The following is a 21018-nucleotide window of genomic DNA, read 5'->3' as shown; positions in this document are numbered from 1 at the left end:
ACTTTTTACTTTCGACAGTTTTTGCAAACATAAACAAATAATAAAAAGATCCGGCAGGATATCTGGACAATATATCCTGCCGGAGAGAGGGGGATGAGTGAAAATTACTGCTTCTGTTTTTTAGTGAGTACGTTTTTTAAAACAGGAACCATTGCGAAACCAATGATTACAAGCAGGATGATGATTGCAATCGGGCGGGAGAAGAAATACGGGATGAGTCCGCCCTTCGGTGCAGCCATGATCAAGGTTCTGCGGAAGTTGGATTCCAGAATATCGGCAAGGACAACGCCGAGAACCAGAGGTGCCGGTTCAAATCCGTAGATTTTCATAAGGTATCCGATGAGACCGAACACGAGCATGATGATAACTTCGTACATGCTGTTGCTCAGTGCATAAGTACCGATGCAGGATAATGCGACGATGATCGGAACGAGAACAGAGTTTGGAACGAGGCAGACTCTTGCCATCTGTCTTGCCATGGAAACTCCGATGATTCCCATCAGCACATTCGCGAAAAGGAAACCAAGGAAGATCGCATAAGTAGTTGGAGCCTTAGAACCTGTAAACAGGTCACTGCCAGGCTGTAAGCCATGCATGAGAAGCGCTCCGTAAAGGATTGCTGTGACCGGGCTTCCAGGAATACCTAAAGTGAAAAGTGGGATCATGGCACCGCCGCAGGCTGCGTTGTTTGCGGCCTCAGAGGCAGCAATTCCGACAATGGAACCTTTTCCGTATTCTTCCGGATTTTTAGAAGTCCGTTTGGAAAGACCATAACTGATCCATGCGGCGATGGAACAGCCGGCAGCAGGGATAAATCCGATAAATGCACCGATAACAGAACTTTTTAACATGGTAGGAGTTAATAGACCGGCATTGCCTTTTTCCCAACGCTTTCCCTTTAAGGCAGCTGCCGGGTCGTCAACAATGGTTGCACCGGTTCCTGTCATCAGCTTTTCAACGAGGATGAGAACCTGGGAGATTGAGAATAATCCGATCAGGATCGGTGTGGAGTCAAGACCATCCTCAAGCCAGAGCTGTCCGAACGTGAATCGAGACACACCGCTGATGGAGTCCATGCCGATGCAGCCGATCAGAAGACCTAACAGAGCGGCGAAGATTCCTTTTGCCTGGTTATCTCCCGTGAGTCCGGCAACGACGAGAACACCGAAGCAGGCAACGAGGAAATACTCAAGGCAGGAGAACATCTGACTGATTCTTCCGAGTGCCGGGGCAAATAAGATCAGGCAGATGGCACCAATGATACCACCGACAACGGATGCGATGGTTACGACGGACACGGCCTCCATGCCGCGGCCTTTTTTCGTCATTTCATAGCCATCCTGTGTGGTCGCCGCAGATGCCGCGGTACCTGGTGTATGGCACAAAACAGCAGTGATGGATCCGCCGTACACACCGGTTGTGTACATTGCGGTCATCATGACAAGGGCAGCTGTGGGACTCATGGAAAATGAGATCGGCAGCAGCAGGGCAATACCGACGGACGGTCCCAATCCGGGAATAATTCCGATGATCATTCCGCCTACAACACCGACGAGCAGTCCGAGAAAGACATCAATGGAGAGGAACGAACTCAATGCGAGTGATAAATATTCTGCCATTTTATAAGCTCCTTTCCTTAAATATAACGGAACAGTTGTCCGAGAATGCCGACTTTATAGATCGGGAGATGAAGAATGATAACGAAAACAACATAACAGATCAGGGTGTAGAGAACGGTGATCACAATGTTTACTTTCCAGGACTTCAGCTTTAAATATTTCATGGAAAGCAGCATAAAGATCGGTGTCGCGATCCAGTATGTGATATAGCGGAGGCCAAGGAAATAGATAAAAATAAAAAACATGAACAGGAATGCGTATTTACTGCTCTTTATAGTCATGGAGTAGTGGAAATCCCCATCCTGCTCCTTGGTGAGCCGGAGACCTTTCAGAATAATAAATACAGAACATAATCCCATTAACAGGGACAGAGTGATCGGAAGATAGGAAGCCTGTCCAGGAATCTGTACCGCAGTAAAGAACACTGCGATACAGAAGATGAGAAGAACGGTTCCTACCCATACGTCGCGATGAAACTTTTTTGCCATATGGATAAACTCCTTTTCTTATGTGGGAATGATCAGTTACTGTACGTTCCAGATCATTTTTCTGGTTTCAACCTGGCTCTCAAGAAGTTCTTTGAAGTCCTCACCGGAGGTATTGTCGAGCTGAAGACCAAGAGCAGCCATATTTTCGATATAGTCAGGATCTTCCATTGCTTTTAATAATGCGTCAGTGGTCGTGTCGACGATATCCTGTGGAACACCATTCGGATAGAAGTATCCGCGAGCTGCGAATGCGACAAAGTCTTCACCGGTTGCCTCTTTGATCGTAGGAACATCCGGTATGAAGTCACTGCGTTCGTCGGAAAAAATGCATGCAACCTTCATCTCACCAGACTGATAGGAAGCCATGACATCAGAGATGGATGCAAAAAAGATATCTGTGTCACCGGATAAGAACATTCCGCGGCTGTCGGAAGCTCCGTCTACCGGAACAACAGTGATCTGGGTTCCGAAGGTCTTGTTGAACCATTCAGCAGTTGTTGCGTCTCCGTCGGTAATTCCTGTTGCCTGGGCGGAAACGAGAACAGGATTGGATTTGGCGTACTCGATAAAGCTGTCAATATCGGAGAACCGTGTGTCATTAGAACGGATCGCCATGACATTGTAGTCGAGAGCCTGGTTTGCAAGGACAGTGACGTCATCGAGATTATATTTTCTAGGGTTATCCGGATCAAGCTCACCCATCGCATAGTTATGGTTGATCAGACCGATCGTATAACCGTCTTTGTAATCGCCCTGGATCAGATCGGTCCATGCGACCCATCCGCCAGATCCTGTCTGGTTTTCAACGACAACATTGACTCCCATTACTTTAGAAAGAGCCTGTGCAAGATTGCGGGCACCAATGTCGGTTCCGCCGCCGGCTGAGAACGGGCAGACGAGAGTGATCGTTTCGCTTGGGAAAGAACCATCGTTTTTGGCGGCTGCAGTATCAGTGGAATCAGCAGATTTTGTTGTGGTGTCTGTTGTCTGCTGGCTGGAAGCTTGGCATGCGCTAAGAGATAATGCTAAAGCTCCTGCGGTCATAAGTGCAAATATTTTTTTCATGTGAGATCCTCCTTTTATAGTAGAACTAAAAAATTTTGTCGTCATAATAGACTGGTCCAGCAAGAAACGCGTTTGCTTTTGTTACATTCATTCTAGTGAATTTTATGTCAGAAAACAAACAGCTTTTCCGTGTTATATCACAATATAATGACTGTAAAATGGATAAAAAAGAAAAAAATGAACAAAAAACATACCGAATTACAACTGAATGATTGTGAATAAAAGAACAAAACTTGTTAGACATTTGTAATCTGAATTCTTATACTGGCATCGAAAACAAAAACGTGAACGGCTAAAGGAGGTCGCTATATGATGACAAAGAAAGAGAGAATTCAGGCAGCTATTGCAGGGGAAAAACCGGACAAACTTCCATATTCATTCTGGACCCATCTTCCGGGAATCGATCTGAATCCGGAACTTTTAGCGGAAAAGACATATGAGTTTTATAAAAAGTATGATATCGACTTTATAAAGACTATGAATAACGGAATGTACGCCATCGAAGACTTCGGTTGTGAGATTGATTATTCAGATATTGCGAAAGGCGGAGTGGCGAAAGTCACAAAAACACCGATCCACGAAGCGAAGGACTGGTATGAACTGAAACCGTGTTCTGTAAAGGAAGGAAGTCTTGCGAGAGAATTAAAAGGATTGAAACTTGTTCTCGATAAGGTAAAGAATGAGGATGTGCCAGTCATTTTCACGATATTCAGCCCGTTGACAACAGCGAATAAATTGTCCGGAAATACACTTCTTCAGTATCTGGAAAATGGTGACGGGGATGCAGTTCATCATGCGCTGAAAGTGATTACGGAGACGACCTGCAATATGGCTCGGGCAGCGCTGGAAGCCGGTGCGGACGGAATCTTCTTTGCGGCGCAGAGCAGTACTTATAATTTTATGACTGCAGAACAGTATAAGGAATTTGGCGTTCCTTATGACTTGGAGGTCCTGAATGCGGCGAAAGATGGATGGATGAACACACTGCATGCCCATGGAAGTAATATCATGATGGAAATATTGAAGGATTATCCGGTACAGGTCTTCAACTGGCATGCATGGGAGACATATCCGTCAGTGGATGAGGCGGCGCTTGAGTCTGGAAAATGCCTTATGGGCGGACTAAACCGCACCGATATCACAAAAGATGACCGCAATGCCATCCATCATCAGATTTATGAGTGTTTTAAACTGATGGGTGGCTGCGGTCAGATCTTAACACCGGGTTGTGTGATCCGCTATCCGTTAAATGAGGAAACTTTAAAATTTATCCGCAAAGCGAAAGATGATGTGGAGGCGAAGATCCATCCGATCTACGCTTAGCAGGAAAACTTTTCCTGTGCCATCCGGATGAATTCATCGGCGGCTCGGCTGAGATAGTGGTCTTTCATGTAAGCGATTGTGATCGGCCGGTAGCCCGCCGGATAGTTTAACGGAAAGACAGACACCTGTTCTTTCCAGTCGAAGGAATTCCAGAATGTCATACGGCGGCTGACGAAGATTTCGGGAAGCACGATGGCACCGATTCCGGAAGAACAGAGGGAAACCATGGTGGACATACTGGTGGTCTCGAGGAGGATTTCCGGTTCAATGTTGTAGCTTTCACAACATTTTTCAAACATTTCGCCCAGCCATGTCTGTTTCGGCATTTTGATAAACGGGCAGTCGGCAAAAATGTTGAAACTTTGAACAGAACCCGGAATCAAAGTGGAGTCTATCTTCAGATAGCGCGGCAAAAATGAGTTTGGAATAACGCAGACGAGAGATTCTGTATGGAGCAGTTCCTCGTGTACTTTTTCTGGATCATTGATCGCAAAACCGATGCAGAGATCTGCCCGTCCTTCAAACAATGCCTGGTTGATCTCTTTTGTTGTACCTTCTACAAGATTTAGTTTGATCTGGGGAAAGGCAGAGCGGAATTCTGGAAGTATCTTTGGAAGCATGACAGCTCCGCGGGAGGTACTGATTCCGAGAGTCAGTTCACCTTTTCGGAAGTCCCGGATATCCTGCATGCTTTTTTCAATCTGTTCTTTCTGATGAAGCAGAACCTTGGAACTTGCATAGAGGGATTTTCCGGCTTCGGTGAGTGTGATCGGTTGGGTACGGTTAAAAAGGATCACACCGAATTCGTTTTCCAGGCGGGAAATGTGGTTGCTGAGGGATTGCTGGGATATAAATAAACGCTTGGCAGCATTTGTGAAACTGAGTTCTTCAGCGGCCACGCGAAAGTAGTAGAGATTTAAAAAGTTCATAGTGTGCTCCTTAAATTTTTTCTGCAGTAACATTGATGAAAGATATGAATTATTATAGCAAAAATAATCGAAAAAGAAAGAACAGAAGGAGAAAAAGCGCTAAGAAACTGTTAAAAATATCATGAGGAAAAATAAAAAATGGACCAGAAATTATACACAAACCATCTTGAAATATTAAAAGACGAACTGATTATGGCGCTCGGCTGCACGGAACCGATCGCAATCGCCTACGCGGCAGCAAAAGCGCGGAAACTGTTAGGTCAGATGCCGGAGAAATGTGTAGTGTCCTGCAGCGGAAATATCGTTAAAAATGTCATGGGAGTGACGGTACCGAACTCCGGCGGATTAAAAGGAATCGATGTGGCAGCAGTACTGGGAATCGTGGGCGGAGATCCAGATATGGATCTGGCAGTGCTTGAGAGTGTGACAAAAGAGGATCAGGAGAAGACAAAAGAGCTTTTAAATCAGAAATTTTGTACCTGTAAACTGATCGAAGGCGTGGCGACTCTTTACATTGTAGTGGAACTGCGCGCCGGAGAGCATACGGCGCTGGTCGAGATTCAGAAGACCCATAAAAATATCACCCGGATGGAAAAAGATGGGATGAGTGTTCTGAAAAAGACTGAGGCAGATGAGGAAAATGGTCATAAGGCAGGTGACAAACAGCTTCTCACAGTGAAAAATATTCTGGAGTTTGCGGATAAAGTAAAAATTGAGGATGTTGAAGAGATCCTGAATCGCCAAATCGAGTGCAATATGGCGATCTGCCGGGAAGGCCTGGAACATCCGTATGGAGCAGAGGTTGGAAGAATCCTGATCGACGGAAACGAAAAGCCGACGGTGGGTCTGAAGGCACGTGCATTTGCGGCCGCAGGTTCGGATGCCAGAATGAACGGCTGTCCGATGCCGGTGGTCATCAATTCCGGAAGTGGTAATCAGGGGATCACGGTCAGCGTGCCGGTCATTGTTTACGCGAAGGAGAAAAACATCGAAAAAGAAAAACTTTTGCGTGGACTTGTAGTTTCGAATCTGATCGCAGTTCATCAGAAAAAATATATCGGAAGTCTGTCTGCATACTGTGGCGTTGTGAGTGCCGCATGCGGAGCAGCCTGTGGTATCTGCTACATGCTTGGATATCCATATGAAGTGGTCTGTGAGACAATTACCAACACCATCGCAACTGTTGGAGGTATGGTGTGTGATGGCGCGAAATCATCCTGCGCAGCTAAAATTTCGACAGCCCTTCAAACTGCGCTTCTTGGAATGAAAATGGGATTACATGACAGGGCATTCCAGCCAGGTGAAGGTCTGGTGGAGGATGATGTTGAAGAAACAATCCGAAGTATCGGACGCATGGGACGAGATGGTATGCACTCCACGGATTTGGAAATTTTGAATATTATGCTTGGAAATTAAAAAAGAGGATCTGCCAGCGGACATTGACTTCTGGTAGGTCCTCTTTTTTATGAAAAGTCTGATCCCTCAGCTATGCTGAGGAGAATGGAATCAGTGCAGATAGTAATAGTATATGCGATACCGTTCTTTGGGACGGGTAGTTCGGACTTCCGGGCGAGGACGCGGACGGCGTGCTCTCCGCAGTACAGTTCTTAAGACGTGTTGGAAAAGACGAGATCATCGATCTGACCGGAAAAGAAGTCGTTGTCATCGGAGGCGGAAACGTGTCCATGGATGCGGTCCGAACGGCGAAGAGACTGGGTGCGAAGAAAGTCAGCATTTTATATAGAAGACGAAGAAACGATATGACAGCGCTGGCGGCGATCGATCCGGATCCGGCTCAGTATGAGGTCGTGGAGGACAGGGACAGCTTTGATTATATTTATTCCGGGGAGGAGATGCGTCTTCTTCCCGGAAGGAAATATTCAAAAATGAAAAACAGGATCTCCAGATTCCGGAGAGACTATGGAGACCGGGCAGAGTTTGTTCTTCTTGGACCGGAGGATGAACCGGAGATTTTACAGTTTCTGGATCGCTGGTCATCGAAAAAGGAAAGTGATGATGCTCTGAACCGGTTGGACAGTGAGGAGACCGGGATACGGGAAGCAATCCGATTCTGCAGGGAAGCGGAGATCACGATTGCCGGTGTTCGTGTGAACGGGATTCTGGAGGCATTTTCCATGGGAACGGAGTGTAAGGAGACTGATATGACGGTGACACATGTGGAAAAGGCAGATACTGAGCTTCGTGGTCTGTACAATTATCTGGAAAAAGAGTTTTTGCTCCATTCATATCCGGAGACAGGACTGGTGAACCGGGAAGATGATATGGGACTGGAAAATCTGAGACGGACGAAAGAGAGTATGCATCCGGTACGGATGGAGAAGAAATATACGATCCTGGAGCGGGAGAGAAATTAAAGTTTGTTAAAAAATATACAGACAAATTCAGAAAAAGCATACATATGACACATAAAACCCTGTATTTAATGGAATTGATTGCATTATATGAAGAAATGTGGTAAGCTATAGAGTATGAAATTCCGTACAACCGAATGGATGCTGGAGATAATGCGAAAGCATGATCCGGGGAAATGTACGGACGGTACTTAGGGGGTACCTGCCGGAGTATGAAAAGGTGAGTATATCACATAAAAACTGCCGTCAGCAGAGACGTTCCGGGAGATCAGAGAGATCTCATCCGGGATCGTGTCTGGTGGCGGCAGTTTTTGCTTACCGGCGAGTTCTTGTGAAACTTCCCGGCAAATAAAAGGGGCCGAAATCCTGCTCATGTGTGGCAGCAGGATCTTTTTATAATGTGGCCAAGTTCAGCCTTGCGCAGACAAGGTAAAGCTGATAAAATGGAAAAACCGGGGGACTGAAAAATCCCCCTTAAGTGCGTTGCAGAAAGAAACGAATGAAAGAATGGTAACTGCGAAGATATGGAACAGTTACGAACAGCGATAAAAACTTACTGCCGCGGAGAGCGGAGAAAAAAAGGAGATAAAAATGTTAATAATTGCAGGTCTCGGAAACCCGGGAAAGGAATATGAAAATACAAGACACAATGCAGGTTTTATGGTGATGGATGCTCTGGCGGAGAAGATCGGGGCGGACATCTCTGAGAAGAAGCACAAGGCGCTCTGCGGAAAAGGCGTGATCGGCGGGGAGAAAGTGATCCTCATGAAGCCGCAGACGTATATGAACTCCAGTGGGGAGAGTATCCGCGCGGCGGCCGATTATTATAAGGTGGATCCGGAAGATATCCTGATCGTGTACGATGATATCAGTCTGGCTCCGGGTCAGTTAAGGATCCGCGCAAAGGGAAGTGCCGGCGGTCACAACGGAATCAAGAGCATCATCGCACATCTCGGAACCCAGGAATTCCCGCGCGTGAAGGTCGGAGTCGGTGAGAAACCGGCGAGAATGGATCTTGCAGATTATGTGCTTGGACACTTCTCAAAGGAAGAGCAGGCGACGATGGATGACGCCGTGAAGGAAGCGGCCGACGCAGTCTGCGAGATCGTGAATGTCGGGATCGCGCAGGCGATGAATGATCATAACCGGAAGAAAGAAGAAAAATAAAAGAAGTATTGGCAAAATTTTGCCGCAGTGTGCGTGCGGAGAATGCCTATGCACACTAACTGGAATAGAATCAGAAATATGATCGGACAGGAAACGAATAAAAACAGGAGGAACCATGGCTGAAGTTTTTGCAAATCCGCTCGCGGAGCTGGCGGAGTATACCGATATGAAACAGGATATGGATAAAGGAAAAGGTCCGATCCAGGTCAGCGGCGTGACGGATTCCCAGAAAGTTCATGTCATGCATGAACTCTCAAAGGACAATCCGTGGCGGCTCGTTGTGACCTATGACGATACCCGTGCGAAGGAGATCTTCGATGATTTCAGCTATTTTGAGCCGAATACCTGGCTGTACCCGGCGAGAGACCTTCTGTTTTACAGCTCTGATATCCACGGAAATCTCCTGACAAGACAGCGGATGCAGGTGTTTAAACATCTTTTGGAGGACGAAGGCGGCGTTGTCGTGACGACCGTGGACGGTCTCATGGATCATCTTCTGCCGCTTTCCATGATCAGGGAGAGCTGCCTGAACATCATGGCGGGACAGACGCTCGATATCGAGGAGATCAAGACACAGCTCACGAACATGGGCTATGAGCGGATGGGACAGGTCGATGGAACGGGGCAGTTTTCTGTCCGCGGCGGAATTCTTGACGTCTTTCCGCTCACGGAGGAGGTTCCGGTCCGGATCGAACTCTGGGGAGACGAGGTGGACTCGATCCGCTCGTTTGACGCCGAGAGCCAGCGCTCGATCCAGCAGATGGACGAGGTCACGATCTACCCGGCAGCGGAACTGATCCTCACGAAGGAATATATCGAGGACGGGATCCTGCGCCTGGAGGCAGAGGGAAAGAAGCAGGAAAAGACCTTCCGCGACCAGAAAAAGCCGGAGGAGGCGACGCGGATCAGGCGGGCTGTCGGGGAGCTTGTGGAATCCTTAAAAGAGGGCTTTGATGTCCAGATGCTGGATGCGTATATCAGGTATTTCTGTAAAGATACGGTTTCATTTCTTGACTATATGAAAGAAGTCGGCGCTAAGGTCACTTTGGTGTCTTCTGCGACAGAAACAGGAAAACAGGCGGAAGTGGGAGTTATTGAAACTGAAGCTGAAGAGGCAGGAAAGAAGACAGTAGAATCAGGCGGGAACGTAGATCAGAGTGATACTGGGACAGCTGGGACGAAGACATCAGGAAAGAAAACAGCAAGGGCGGCCGGAAAAACGGCCGAAAAGAAACAGGCATCTGGCCTGGCATTAATTTTAGATGAGCCCCAGCGGATGAAGGAAAAAGCGGAGACCGTCGAGACGGAATTCCGCGAGAGTATGTCCCACCGTCTGGAGCAGGGCTATATCCTGCCGGGGCAGGCGGACCTCCTGTTTTCCTCGAAAACGATCCTGGCGGACGCGCACACGCCGCACACGATCTTCATGACAGGACTCGACCAGAGACTCCCCGGCATGACTCCGAAGGCGAAGTACAGCCTGACCGGAAAGAACTTAAATTCCTACCAGAACAGCTTCGAGATCCTGATCAAGGACCTGACGAGATGGAAGAAGGACGGATATCGCGTTGTCCTCCTCTCCGCGTCAAGGACCAGAGCGAGCCGCCTCGCAGGAGATTTAAGGGAGTATGACCTGCGGGCATTCTGTCCGGAAGACCCGGGACAGCCGGTCGCTCCGGGGGAGATCATGGTTACCTACGGAAAACTCCATAAGGGCTTTGAGTACCCGCTGATCAAGTTCGTCGTCATCACTGAGGGCGACATGTTCGGCGTGGAAAAGCGGAAGAAAAAGCGAAAAAAATATAATTACGAAGGAAAGAAGATCAGCAGCTTCTCCGAACTCTCTGTCGGCGACTACGTGGTGCATGAGAGTCATGGTCTCGGCATCTATAAGGGAATCGAGAAGATCGAGCAGGACCATGTCATCAAAGACTACATCAAGGTCGAGTACGGGGATGGCGGAAACCTCTATCTCCCGGCGACCCGTCTGGAGGGGATCCAGAAGTATGCGGGGGCTGACGCGAAGGTTCCGAAGTTAAACAAGCTCGGCGGGACCGAGTGGACGAAGACGAAGACGAAGGTCCGCACGGCAGTCCGCGAGATCGCGAAGGAGCTCGTGCAGCTCTATGCGGCGAGACAGGATGCGGAAGGATTCCAGTACGGGCCGGATACGGTGTGGCAGAAGGAATTCGAGGAGATGTTCCCCTATGATGAGACGGACGATCAGCTCACTGCGATCGACGATACGAAGCGGGACATGGAGAGCAAGAAGATCATGGACCGCCTGATCTGCGGGGATGTGGGATACGGAAAGACGGAGATCGCACTCCGCGCGGCGTTCAAGGCGGTGCAGGAAGGAAAACAGGTCGTGTACCTGGTCCCGACAACGATCCTGGCGCAGCAGATCTACAATACGTTCGTCCAGAGAATGAAGGATTTCCCGGTCCGCGTGGACATGATGTCGCGGTTCCGGACGCCCGGAGAGATGAAAAAGACGATCGAAGGTCTGAAAAAAGGATATGTGGACATCGTGGTCGGCACGCACCGGGTGCTTTCCAAGGATGTGCAGTTCAAGAGTCTGGGACTTCTGATCGTCGATGAGGAGCAGCGGTTCGGCGTGACACACAAGGAGAAGATCAAGCAGATGAAGCAGAACGTGGATGTTCTGACTCTGACGGCGACGCCGATCCCGAGAACGCTGCACATGAGTCTCATCGGGATCCGCGATATGAGTGTTCTCGAGGAGCCGCCGGTGGACCGTGTTCCGATCCAGACGTACGTCATGGAGTACAACGACGAGATGATCCGCGAGGCGATCCACAGAGAGTTAGGACGCGGCGGGCAGGTGTACTATGTATACAATCGTGTCAACAACATCGACGAGGTGGCAAACCATGTGGCGTCGCTCGTTCCGGAGGCAAATGTGGCATTCGCTCATGGTCAGATGAATGAGCACCAGCTCGAGAAGATCATGCTGGATTTCATCAACGGTGATATCGATGTGCTCGTCTCCACGACGATCATCGAGACGGGACTCGATATCCCGAATGCCAACACGATGATCATTCAGGATGCGGACCGGCTGGGCCTCTCCCAGCTTTACCAGATCCGCGGGCGGATCGGGCGTTCGAACCGGACATCCTATGCGTTCCTCATGTACAAGCGCGATAAGATGCTGAAGGAGGACGCGGAAAAGCGTCTCCAGGCGATCCGCGAGTTTACAGAGCTCGGCTCCGGCATCAAGATCGCGATGCGGGACCTTGAGATCCGCGGTGCGGGAAACATCCTCGGTGCGGAGCAGCACGGACACATGGAGGCGGTCGGATACGACCTCTACTGCAAGATGCTCAATGAGGCAGTCATCGCTCTGAAGGGCGGACAGGAGGAAGAGGAGACGTTTGAGACGGTCGTGGACTGCGATATCGACGCGTTTATTCCGGATGGATATATCAAGAATGAGTATCTGAAACTGGATGTGTATAAGAGAATTTCCGCCATCGAGACGGACGACGAGTACATGGATATGCAGGATGAACTGATCGACCGCTTCGGCGATATCCCGAAATCTGTGGATAACCTGCTGCGTGTAGCGGAATTAAAAGCCCTGGCCCACCGCGCCTACGTGACCGAGGTGGACATCAACACCCAGGAGATCCGCATTGAACTTTACCCGAAGGCAAAGCTCGATGTCACCGGGATTCCGGCCCTCATCGCCGGGTACAAGACCGCTCTTCGCTTTGCACAGGGCGAAAAGCCAGTGCTGTTCTATCAGGATAAGGGAAAGAAGTATAAGGATTGCGAGCCGATGATGGAGAAGGCGAAGGAATTGCTTGGGAAGCTGGGGGAGTTGGCTGAGAGCAGGAAATAAAAGCATATGATATTAATAGCGCATTATACATAAGCAGGAAAATGAATGTAATGCGCTATTTTTATGGATAAATCCTCTTTATGTTACGGGACAGGTTAGTGTATAATATAAATGTAAGCGAACAATTTGACGAGTATGATCTAAAAGAGGTGTTTCAATTTGAAAAAGCAATCAAGTTCAGATATATTATTAAATGAAAAATGTGATAAGAGAAAAGAAATTGAAAGCATCATAGGAAAATTGAAATATAGTGAATTATCAATAAATGAAATTCCATTTGAATATCAACAGAATATGGATATTATTAGAGAAGAAAGAAAACTCAATTTAAGAAGATCTGGTAGACGCGGATTTGATGTTATTAGACAAGTGTTCTTTGTCAAAGAATGGGAAAATACAGGCGACAATGGAGATGAACTTCATCAAGATGAAAAATTGTTTGGTTCATTTGAAGAATTTTATAACTTTTTAGATGGTGATGTGTACGATAACGCTTGTTACTATCAATATAAATTTCCGAAAGATATTTTGAAGAAATATCACTTAAATATAGAAAAACTAAAAAGTAAGATATGCTTTCAAACTGAAACGATTGATGATTATGCGGAGCTTGTATTACAAAGAGATATTGATGAATATAACAGATGTGAAAAAAATAAAAGAGAAGTTAAACAATGGATAAATACCTTCAATGATTGCACTAATTACGATGAGTTGAAAGTTGTATGTAAAGAATATGAAAAAACAGCATTGTCTCAGAACCTGTTGATTTACTTTTTCTTTTATCAATATGCTTATTGCAACCAATATAGTAAGTCAAAAATGAGAATACTTATGAAGTATTTATCGGATGACTGTTATATTGATTTTAATACAGTTCAAGGATTATGCTTTATTTTTGACCCTAAGGATGTGATTGCAGAATATAATTATTCTCAGGGTACGGAAGTCACTAATGCAAAACATAAAAAGCAATTAAAAGAATTTGTAAAAGATATCAATGATAATAACATTGAAAAAGATATTAAATGCATTTTTGACAATTTTACACACTATTATTATGAAATAACATGTATTAGTAGATATACAAATAGTAATAGTGGACAACGTTTAGAAAAGGGATATCCGATTTATATATGCCGCGCTTTTGAAAAATTTAATGATTTTATTAACTATAGAAATGGAGATTTGAGAAATTGTGATTTATCAAATGCATTTGAATTGAATGAAGAATTTGATAAATATAAAATAGATATAACAACAAAACTACCGATGAAAAACAAAAATGTAAGTTACAAAATAAATAAGATATATAAAGATGGATATTTCTGGGTTGAACAAACTTGGTATAATACTGCCAAACAAGTGGTTAAAGAAAGGACCCATAAATTTAAATATTTCTTTGATTTTGTATATTTTCTCAAAGGAAATTTATCAAATGCCAATCTTATTTTATGTATTGGATTAAAATACTTGAATGATATATCGAATTTAAATTTACATGATGCCCAGATGACTAGTGAACTTTGTGATAAATTTAAAATTCCATATGATGAATTTAAATATAATAAGAATGTTATTAGAAGTTTCTCTGAGGTTGTGAAAAATGAAAAGGATACAGCGTTAATACTACAGACATCGAGAGATGAGTTTATAGGAACTGAGAATTTCTATTTAGGTAAAAGCAGAAGAATTAGTTATATTTCGGATTTACATTTGATGCATAAAATTATGGATGCGAAGTGCAGATCAAAGGAAGACGTTATTTATTTAGTGCAAAAAATTATTGATAGAATATTGTGTGAAAGTAGTGAACTAACACTTATTGGAGGAGACGTCTCTGCAGAATTTTCTGTATTCGAATTATTTGTAAGGATGTTAAGAAAAAATATAGTTGATAAACACATGGGGAAACAGTTCATATTTATTCTTGGTAATCATGAACTGTGGGAATTCCCAAATTTCACATTGGACAAAATTGTAGAAAAATATAGAAAACTATTAAAAGAAAATAATATGTATTTATTACATAATGAATTATTTTATAGAAATGAGCATGCTGATGCGAAAATTATATCCTATAATGAGCTATGCCAAATGAGGAATACTGATATTTCAGAAATGCTTCGATGGGCAAGATTAGTTATATTAGGTGGAATTGGATTCTCTGGATATAATGAGAAGTTTAATGCCAATATCGGATTATATAGAAACACGATTGATAGAACTGTAGAAATTAAAGAAAGTAAAAAATTTGAAAGTTTATATAATAAGTTGATCAATATTCTTAATGATAAGAATACTATCATATTGACTCATATGCCTAAAGAGGACTGGTCAATGAATAGTGATTACCATGGCAAGTTTGTATACGTAAGTGGTCATACGCACAAAAATATATTTTTTGATGACGGAGAACAAAGAATATATGCGGATAATCAAATTGGATATAATAATCAGGATGTACATTTAAAGAATTTCTTGATAGATAATGACTATGATTGCTTTTCGAGTTATAAAGATGGGATTTATAAAATTACAAGTCAAGAATATCAAGATTTTATGCATGGAAAGAATATTCAAATGACCTTTACAAGGGATATTTATGTACTTTATATGCTGAAGAAAAATAATTATTATTGCTTTATTCATAAATCAAAGAAGAATCAATTATGTATTTTGAATGGTGGAGCATTAAAGAAATTATGGATAAATGATATACAATATTTCTTTAGTAACATGGATCGAGTGATTAAAATCATCAAGGAACCTTTAGATAAATATACACGTTATCAAGAAAAAATCGCAGAGAAAATTAAAAAAATTGGTGGTAGTGGAAATATTCATGGATGCATTATAGATATTGATTTTTTTAATCATGTGTATATCAATCCAAATGATATGAAAATTACAGGATATCGGGCATCTGATATGGTTAATAAAATAGTGTATCCTAATGTAGTGGCTTTGTTAAAGGCTGAGTGTCCTGTATTGTATAGTAATTATGTAAAAATTATAGAAGAAGATAAAAACAATTTATTAGTTCCAGATATAAAACATAATGAGGTATCAGAATTACCCCTAAAATATTTAGAAACGGATATTTATCGTGTTTCGAGAGAAGTAAAAAAGATGCAAAGAATAAACGACAATATATTGACTGCATGGTATGAAGTGGATTCCGGTAGATACATTGACATAGAATATAATATTTGATATATTTAATTATATATATAATGTTATATTTTGGAGAAATAGCATGAAAAATTTGATAAAAAAAATTAGGCTTTATTTGAACATGAGTCAAACCGAGTTCGCAGAACATATGAATGTGTCTTTTGCAACAGTGAACCGTTGGGAAAATGGTCGGGCTGTTCCTAATAAACTGGCGCAGATGAGATTGTTTGAGTTGTGTAAGGCACAGGCAGTTCCAGTTTATGATATGACGTTGGAGAAAATTACGGAAGCGGCAAAAAAAATAGAAGTTGTTAAAGGAATGGTGCTGCTTTATCATGGATCGAAATCCGGTATAGAGGGAATGATCGAACCGAAAAGCCGGAAGCAATGTGATTTTGGCAGAGGTTTTTATGTGGGAACGGATCCAAGTCAGGCACTGACGTTGATTTGTGACTATGAAAAATCAAAATTTTATATTGTCTCTGTCGATACGAATAAACTTGAAATGTTAACGATACCAGCAGATATTGAGTGGGCAATGCTTGTAGCATATAACAGGGGAAGAATGGAGAGTATAAAGGGTACTGAATTTTATAACAAGTATCGAAATATGGCAGCAGGAAAAGATCTGCTTATTGGAAGCATTGCGAATGACAGAATGTTTTATGTGATTGATAATTTCTTTATTGGAAATATCACAGATGCAGCATTGGTGCACAGCCTTTCTGCATTGCAATTAGGAAGTCAGTATGTTGCTGTCTCGCAGCGAGGATGTGATGCAATTCATATCGAAGCGGAAATAGAACTTTCATATTTAGAGAGGGCATTTATTAAGGAAGTTGCTGAGGAAAATCGTGCAAGGGGAGTTTCTCTTGCGAACGATATCTGCAAGAACTACCGCCGTGAAGGTTTATTTTTTGATGAGATTCTGGATAATGCAAAAACCGGAGGAAGATAATGAATGAGATAGCTTTGAAACTTTGTGATATACAGGGAAGACTTTTTGAACTGTCGGCGGATCATAATTACGGCAGCATGGAGTTTATTAAACTGTTTATGAATTCTGAGACGGCAAAAGCATTAGATTCCGAGTATAATCGTATGCAATGGGCAGGAGAAGAATATCTTTTAGATGAGGTTATCGGAAATTCCAAGACAGAAAGCTTGATTGGCGGAGAAGTATTTTCAAAAGATGTCCTGTATTGGATCGGTTATATTTATCGTTATTGGCATTATTACAGCGGTGAGGACAGCAAAAAGATATATAAACAAGCAGCAGTCGAAGTTATGAAACGAAATTATATGATGTTTCATACGATGGATCCGGTTCTTGCGATTGAGGATTTAAAAGAAATTTATAATCAGAAAAGATAAAAGAAACACGTACTGATTGAAGTAAGGTAGAATCAACTTCGGGCAGTACGTGTTTTACTTATGTGAGCAATAGTCAAAGATTGTGTTTGCATGAGAACCTGACGTTGACAGGTATCGGTGGTGCTGGGCTGGCAAAATCTATTTCTGGCACCCAAGTATCTCTTCCGCCCGCTTCACAGATTCCGCAGTCGGCGGATCCACATCTTTTAAGGTATACGGGATCCCGAGGGACTCCCATTTGTAGATGCCGAGTGTATGGTACGGAAGAACTTCCACTTTTTTTACATTGGACAGTGTATCTAAAAACGCACGGATGCCGTGAAGATTCTCATTGTCATCGGTCACGCCGGGGACGAGGACGTGGCGGATCCACATGGGTTTGCCGATCTCATTCAGGTATCTGGCGAAAGCCAGAATATTTTCGTTGGAATGGCCGGTGAGAGCGCGGTGCTTTTCCGGATCGATGTGTTTTAAGTCCAGCATGACAAGATCGGTATTTTCCATGAGATTGGTGAGCTTTGAGAAAAATGGATCTTCTCTTGTAAACGGCTGTCCCGCGGTGTCAAGCACTGTGCCGACGCCGTTTTCTTTTGCAAGACGGAAAAGTTCATTCATGAAATCGATCTGTAAGAGCGGTTCGCCTCCACTGACCGTGATGCCGCCCTCTTTGCCCCAGTAGCGCTTGTAGCGGAGCGCCTGTCTGATCAGGGCAGAGGGGGTCATTTCCTTATAATTACAGACGGAGGAAGGTGCGGCGCTGTCAGAAGCTGTATTTTGGACAGTATTCGCATGAGCTGCGTTTTCGGAGGTCTGTGGTCCGGAAATGGCAGCAGTGTTTGCCAGCTTCCACGTATCCGGATTATGACAGTACCGGCACCGCATATGGCAGCCCTGAAGAAAAGTCACAAAGCGGACGCCGGGTCCGTCTACGGAACCAAAACTGTCGATGGAGTGAATGTAGCCTGTTGTTTCCATATAAAAGTTTCCCTTCTCCCGGAATCTGCCGGGGATAAAAATAAAGATAAAATGAGCAGTGCGGTGCAAAAGTGCAAACATTAAAACCCTAATGCCAAGCCAGAAAAAACCTTCATAATTTAGACTCAGCCGGGAACAAACAACATTCCCGGCTGATTTTTAAATGGATAAATTTACATTGCCTCGTGGCAGGTTCTTGCGATGACATCCAGCTGCTGCTCTCTTGTCAGATCAATAAATTTAACCGCATACCCGGAAACACGGATCGTGAAGTTCGCATACTCCGGTTTCTCCGGATGTTCCATCGCGTCTTTTAACTTATCAAGACCGAAGACATTCACGTTGAGATGATGAGCGCCCTGGTCAAAGTATCCGTCGAGAACATGAACCAGGTTGTTCTTTCTCTCGTCCTCGGAATGGCCGAGTGCACCAGGAGCGATCGTCTCGGTGTTGGAGATTCCGTCGAGTGCGTACTCATACGGAAGCTTTGCGACGGAGTTTAAGGAAGCGAGAAGACCATTCTGCTCCGCACCGTAGGACGGGGTAGCGCCCGGGGCAAACGGAGTGAACGCTGCACGTCCGTCTGGAAGAGCGCCTGTCGCCTTACCGTAAACCACGTTGGAAGTGATCGTAAGGATGGAAGTTGTCGCCTCGGAATTCCGGTAGGTATGGTACTTTTTCACTTTCTTTAAGAAAGTCTTTAACAGCCAAACTGCGATATCGTCGGCGCGGTCATCATCATTTCCGTAGCGCGGGAAGTCGCCCTCTGTGATGAAACTGGATGCCATGCCGTTCTCGTCGCGGACAACCTTGACCTTTGCGTACTTGATCGCGGAGAGGGAATCCACCACGTGGGAGAAACCTGCGATACCGGTCGCGAAGGTGCGGCGCACGTCGGTGTCGATGAGAGCCATCTCGGCTGCCTCGTAGTAATATTTATCGTGCATGTACTGGATCAGGTTCAGGATATTCACATAGATTCCTGCGAGCCAGTCCATCATGAGATCATATTTGTGCATGACCTCGTTGTAGTCGAGATACTCGGAGGTGATCGGCGCATACTCCGGACCAACCTGCATCGGTTTTCCATCCTTTGTCATGTACTTCTCGTCCTTACCGCCGTTGATTGCGTAGAGCAGGCACTTTGCAAGGTTTGCACGGGCGCCGAAGAACTGCATCTCTTTACCGGTCTGGGTAGCGGATACGCAGCAGCAGATGCTGTAGTCGTCTCCCCAGATCGGACGCATCACGTCATCGTTCTCGTACTGGATGGAGGAAGTATCCACGGAGATCTTCGCCGCGTACTTCTTAAAGTTCTCCGGAAGACGGGAAGAGTAGAGCACGGTCAGGTTCGGCTCCGGGGACGGTCCCATGTTCTCTAATGTGTGGAGGAAACGGAAGTCTGTCTTTGTGACCATGTGGCGTCCATCCTGTCCGAGACCTGCAACCTCAAGAGTCGCCCAAACCGGGTCACCGGAGAAGAGCTGGTTGTAGGACGGGATTCTCGCGAACTTCACCATACGGAATTTCATGGTCATATGGTCGATCAGTTCCTGAGCCTGGGACTCGGTGAGAGTTCCCTCTTCCAGATCACGGTTTACATAAATATCAATAAAGGTGGAGATACGTCCAACGCTCATCGCAGCGCCGTTCTGGGTCTTGACTGCTGCGAGGTAGCCGAAGTACAGCCACTGGATTGCCTCTTTTGCGTTTGTCGCTGGGCCGGAGATATCGTAGCCGTAGATCTTTGCCATCTCCTTCATGCCCTTTAATGCACGGATCTGCTCCGCGATCTCTTCTCTCTGGCGGATGATCTCATCGTACATCGCACCGTTTCCGCAGAGATCCAGGTCTTTTTTCTTCTCCTCGATCAGGAAATCGATTCCGTAGAGAGCCACACGGCGGTAGTCGCCGACAATTCTTCCACGGCCGTAAGTGTCCGGAAGACCGGTCACGATATGGCAGTGGCGGGCAGCTTTCATCTCCGGAGTGTAGGCGTCAAAGACAGCCTGGTTGTGTGTCTTATGGTATTCGGTGAAGATTTTGTGGAATTTCTCGTTTACTTTATATCCGTAAGTCTCAGCGGCTTCCTCCGCCATCTTGATCCCGCCGTAAGGCATGAATGCACGCTTTAACGGCTTGTCCGTCTGGAGGCCGACGATGGTCTCGAGCTCTTTTAAGCTCTCGTCGATGTAGCCAGGACCGTAGGAAGTCAGGCTGGATACGACCTCAGTCTCGCACTCTAAAACGCCGCCTTTTTTGCGCTCCTCTTTCTGGAGTTCCTGAAGACGACCCCAGAGCTTATCGGTCGCCTCGGTCGGAGCGGCGAGGAAATCCTCGTTTCCGTCATACTGGGTATAGTTATTCTGGATGAATTCGCGGACATTGACCTCATCGGTCCATTTTGCACCCTGGAATCCTCTCCAGGCTTTTTTGAAAAGGTCAGCAGTACCGTTCGGGGTATTCTGTTCAGACATGATGGTTCCTCCTTATATGTTTCAATCTCATGTGCTGCGGAAATCCTGTGGTTGTCAGGGATTCCGGTTTCCCGGTCCGGGAAAAGCAGGTGATCATTCACCAGTACATTTTGTCGGATCGGATAAATTTTGAAATCTTCCGTTGTGAAGAAATGCTTTGCCATTATAACAGAGGGAAAAAAGA

The 21018-nt window shown here is 45.2% G+C and carries 14 protein-coding genes and 1 pseudogene; 9 read left to right on the top strand and 6 right to left on the bottom strand.

What is annotated here, in order from left to right; translation table 11 throughout:
- Positions 1-104 precede the first annotated feature (104 nt).
- Genes GPK90_RS03435 through GPK90_RS03425 form a run of 3 tightly spaced genes read right to left on the bottom strand, consistent with a single transcriptional unit; the run spans position 105 to position 3172 of the window.
- The gene (locus tag GPK90_RS03435; RefSeq protein WP_117471324.1) at positions 105-1619 is read right to left on the bottom strand and encodes a tripartite tricarboxylate transporter permease; all 1515 of its coding nucleotides are present in this window, start codon (positions 1617-1619) and stop codon (positions 105-107) included.
- A gap of 17 nt (positions 1620-1636) precedes the next feature.
- Positions 1637-2107, bottom strand: a complete 471-nt coding sequence (locus tag GPK90_RS03430; protein WP_215702161.1) for a tripartite tricarboxylate transporter TctB family protein — start codon at positions 2105-2107, stop codon at positions 1637-1639.
- A gap of 36 nt (positions 2108-2143) precedes the next feature.
- Positions 2144-3172 (bottom strand): Bug family tripartite tricarboxylate transporter substrate binding protein, encoded by a 1029-nt coding sequence (locus GPK90_RS03425; protein ID WP_118530224.1) that lies wholly within the window; start codon positions 3170-3172, stop codon positions 2144-2146.
- Positions 3173-3481: 309 nt separating this feature from the next.
- Here GPK90_RS03425 and GPK90_RS03420 point away from each other — a divergent pair, with 309 nt between their 5' ends.
- Positions 3482-4495 carry a uroporphyrinogen decarboxylase family protein gene (locus GPK90_RS03420; RefSeq protein ID WP_242990637.1) on the top strand — a complete coding sequence of 338 codons (1014 nt, stop codon included), beginning with the start codon at positions 3482-3484 and terminating at the stop codon, positions 4493-4495.
- Here the strand turns inward: GPK90_RS03420 and GPK90_RS03415 are convergent.
- Entirely contained in the window at positions 4492-5424 is a 933-nt protein-coding gene (locus GPK90_RS03415; RefSeq protein WP_158553099.1) for a LysR family transcriptional regulator, read from the bottom strand. The two genes, GPK90_RS03420 and GPK90_RS03415, sit on opposite strands and share 4 nt — an antisense overlap.
- Before the next feature lie 138 nt (positions 5425-5562).
- Here GPK90_RS03415 and GPK90_RS03410 point away from each other — a divergent pair, with 138 nt between their 5' ends.
- From GPK90_RS03410 to GPK90_RS03370, 8 genes and pseudogenes are all read left to right on the top strand, one after another.
- Complete coding sequence (locus GPK90_RS03410) at positions 5563-6840, top strand: L-cysteine desulfidase family protein (protein ID WP_117471328.1); 1278 nt, start codon at positions 5563-5565, stop codon at positions 6838-6840.
- 143 nt (positions 6841-6983) lie between these two features.
- A pseudogene (locus GPK90_RS19740) lies at positions 6984-7196 on the top strand (FAD-dependent oxidoreductase); the annotation flags it as partial.
- Positions 7185-7799 carry a phosphatidylglycerol lysyltransferase domain-containing protein gene (locus GPK90_RS18970; RefSeq protein WP_252197340.1) on the top strand — a complete coding sequence of 205 codons (615 nt, stop codon included), beginning with the start codon at positions 7185-7187 and terminating at the stop codon, positions 7797-7799. The pseudogene GPK90_RS19740 and the gene GPK90_RS18970, both read left to right, overlap by 12 nt.
- Positions 7800-8387: 588 nt before the next feature.
- Positions 8388-8963 (top strand): aminoacyl-tRNA hydrolase, encoded by a 576-nt coding sequence (gene pth / locus GPK90_RS03400; protein WP_117470477.1) that lies wholly within the window; start codon positions 8388-8390, stop codon positions 8961-8963.
- 115 nt (positions 8964-9078) lie between these two features.
- Positions 9079-12831: a transcription-repair coupling factor gene (mfd, locus tag GPK90_RS03390; RefSeq protein WP_252197336.1), complete on the top strand. Its 3753-nt coding sequence runs from the start codon at positions 9079-9081 to the stop codon at positions 12829-12831.
- 159 nt (positions 12832-12990) lie between these two features.
- On the top strand, positions 12991-16047 hold the full coding sequence (locus GPK90_RS03385; protein ID WP_215702160.1) for a metallophosphoesterase: 3057 nt from the start codon (positions 12991-12993) through the stop codon (positions 16045-16047).
- A gap of 43 nt (positions 16048-16090) precedes the next feature.
- Positions 16091-16966 (top strand): DUF3990 domain-containing protein, encoded by an 876-nt coding sequence (locus GPK90_RS03375; RefSeq protein WP_252197335.1) that lies wholly within the window; start codon positions 16091-16093, stop codon positions 16964-16966.
- Entirely contained in the window at positions 16966-17382 is a 417-nt protein-coding gene (locus tag GPK90_RS03370; RefSeq protein WP_215702159.1) for a hypothetical protein, read from the top strand. The genes GPK90_RS03375 and GPK90_RS03370 overlap by 1 nt, the downstream gene beginning before the upstream one ends.
- A 138-nt stretch (positions 17383-17520) precedes the next feature.
- Here GPK90_RS03370 and GPK90_RS03365 read toward each other — a convergent pair whose 3' ends face one another.
- Both GPK90_RS03365 and pflB read right to left on the bottom strand, forming a co-directional pair.
- Positions 17521-18357 carry a radical SAM protein gene (locus GPK90_RS03365; protein ID WP_215702158.1) on the bottom strand — a complete coding sequence of 279 codons (837 nt, stop codon included), beginning with the start codon at positions 18355-18357 and terminating at the stop codon, positions 17521-17523.
- Between the two features lie 173 nt (positions 18358-18530).
- Positions 18531-20834: a formate C-acetyltransferase gene (gene pflB, locus GPK90_RS03360; protein WP_215702157.1), complete on the bottom strand. Its 2304-nt coding sequence runs from the start codon at positions 20832-20834 to the stop codon at positions 18531-18533.
- Between the last annotated feature and the right edge of the window lie 184 nt (positions 20835-21018).

Source organism: Clostridium sp. MCC344 (assembly GCF_018785365.1).
GTDB lineage: Bacteria > Bacillota > Clostridia > Lachnospirales > Lachnospiraceae > Pilosibacter.
Note: the sequence above shows the minus strand (reverse complement) of the source record. Positions and strands in the feature narration are given on the sequence as shown.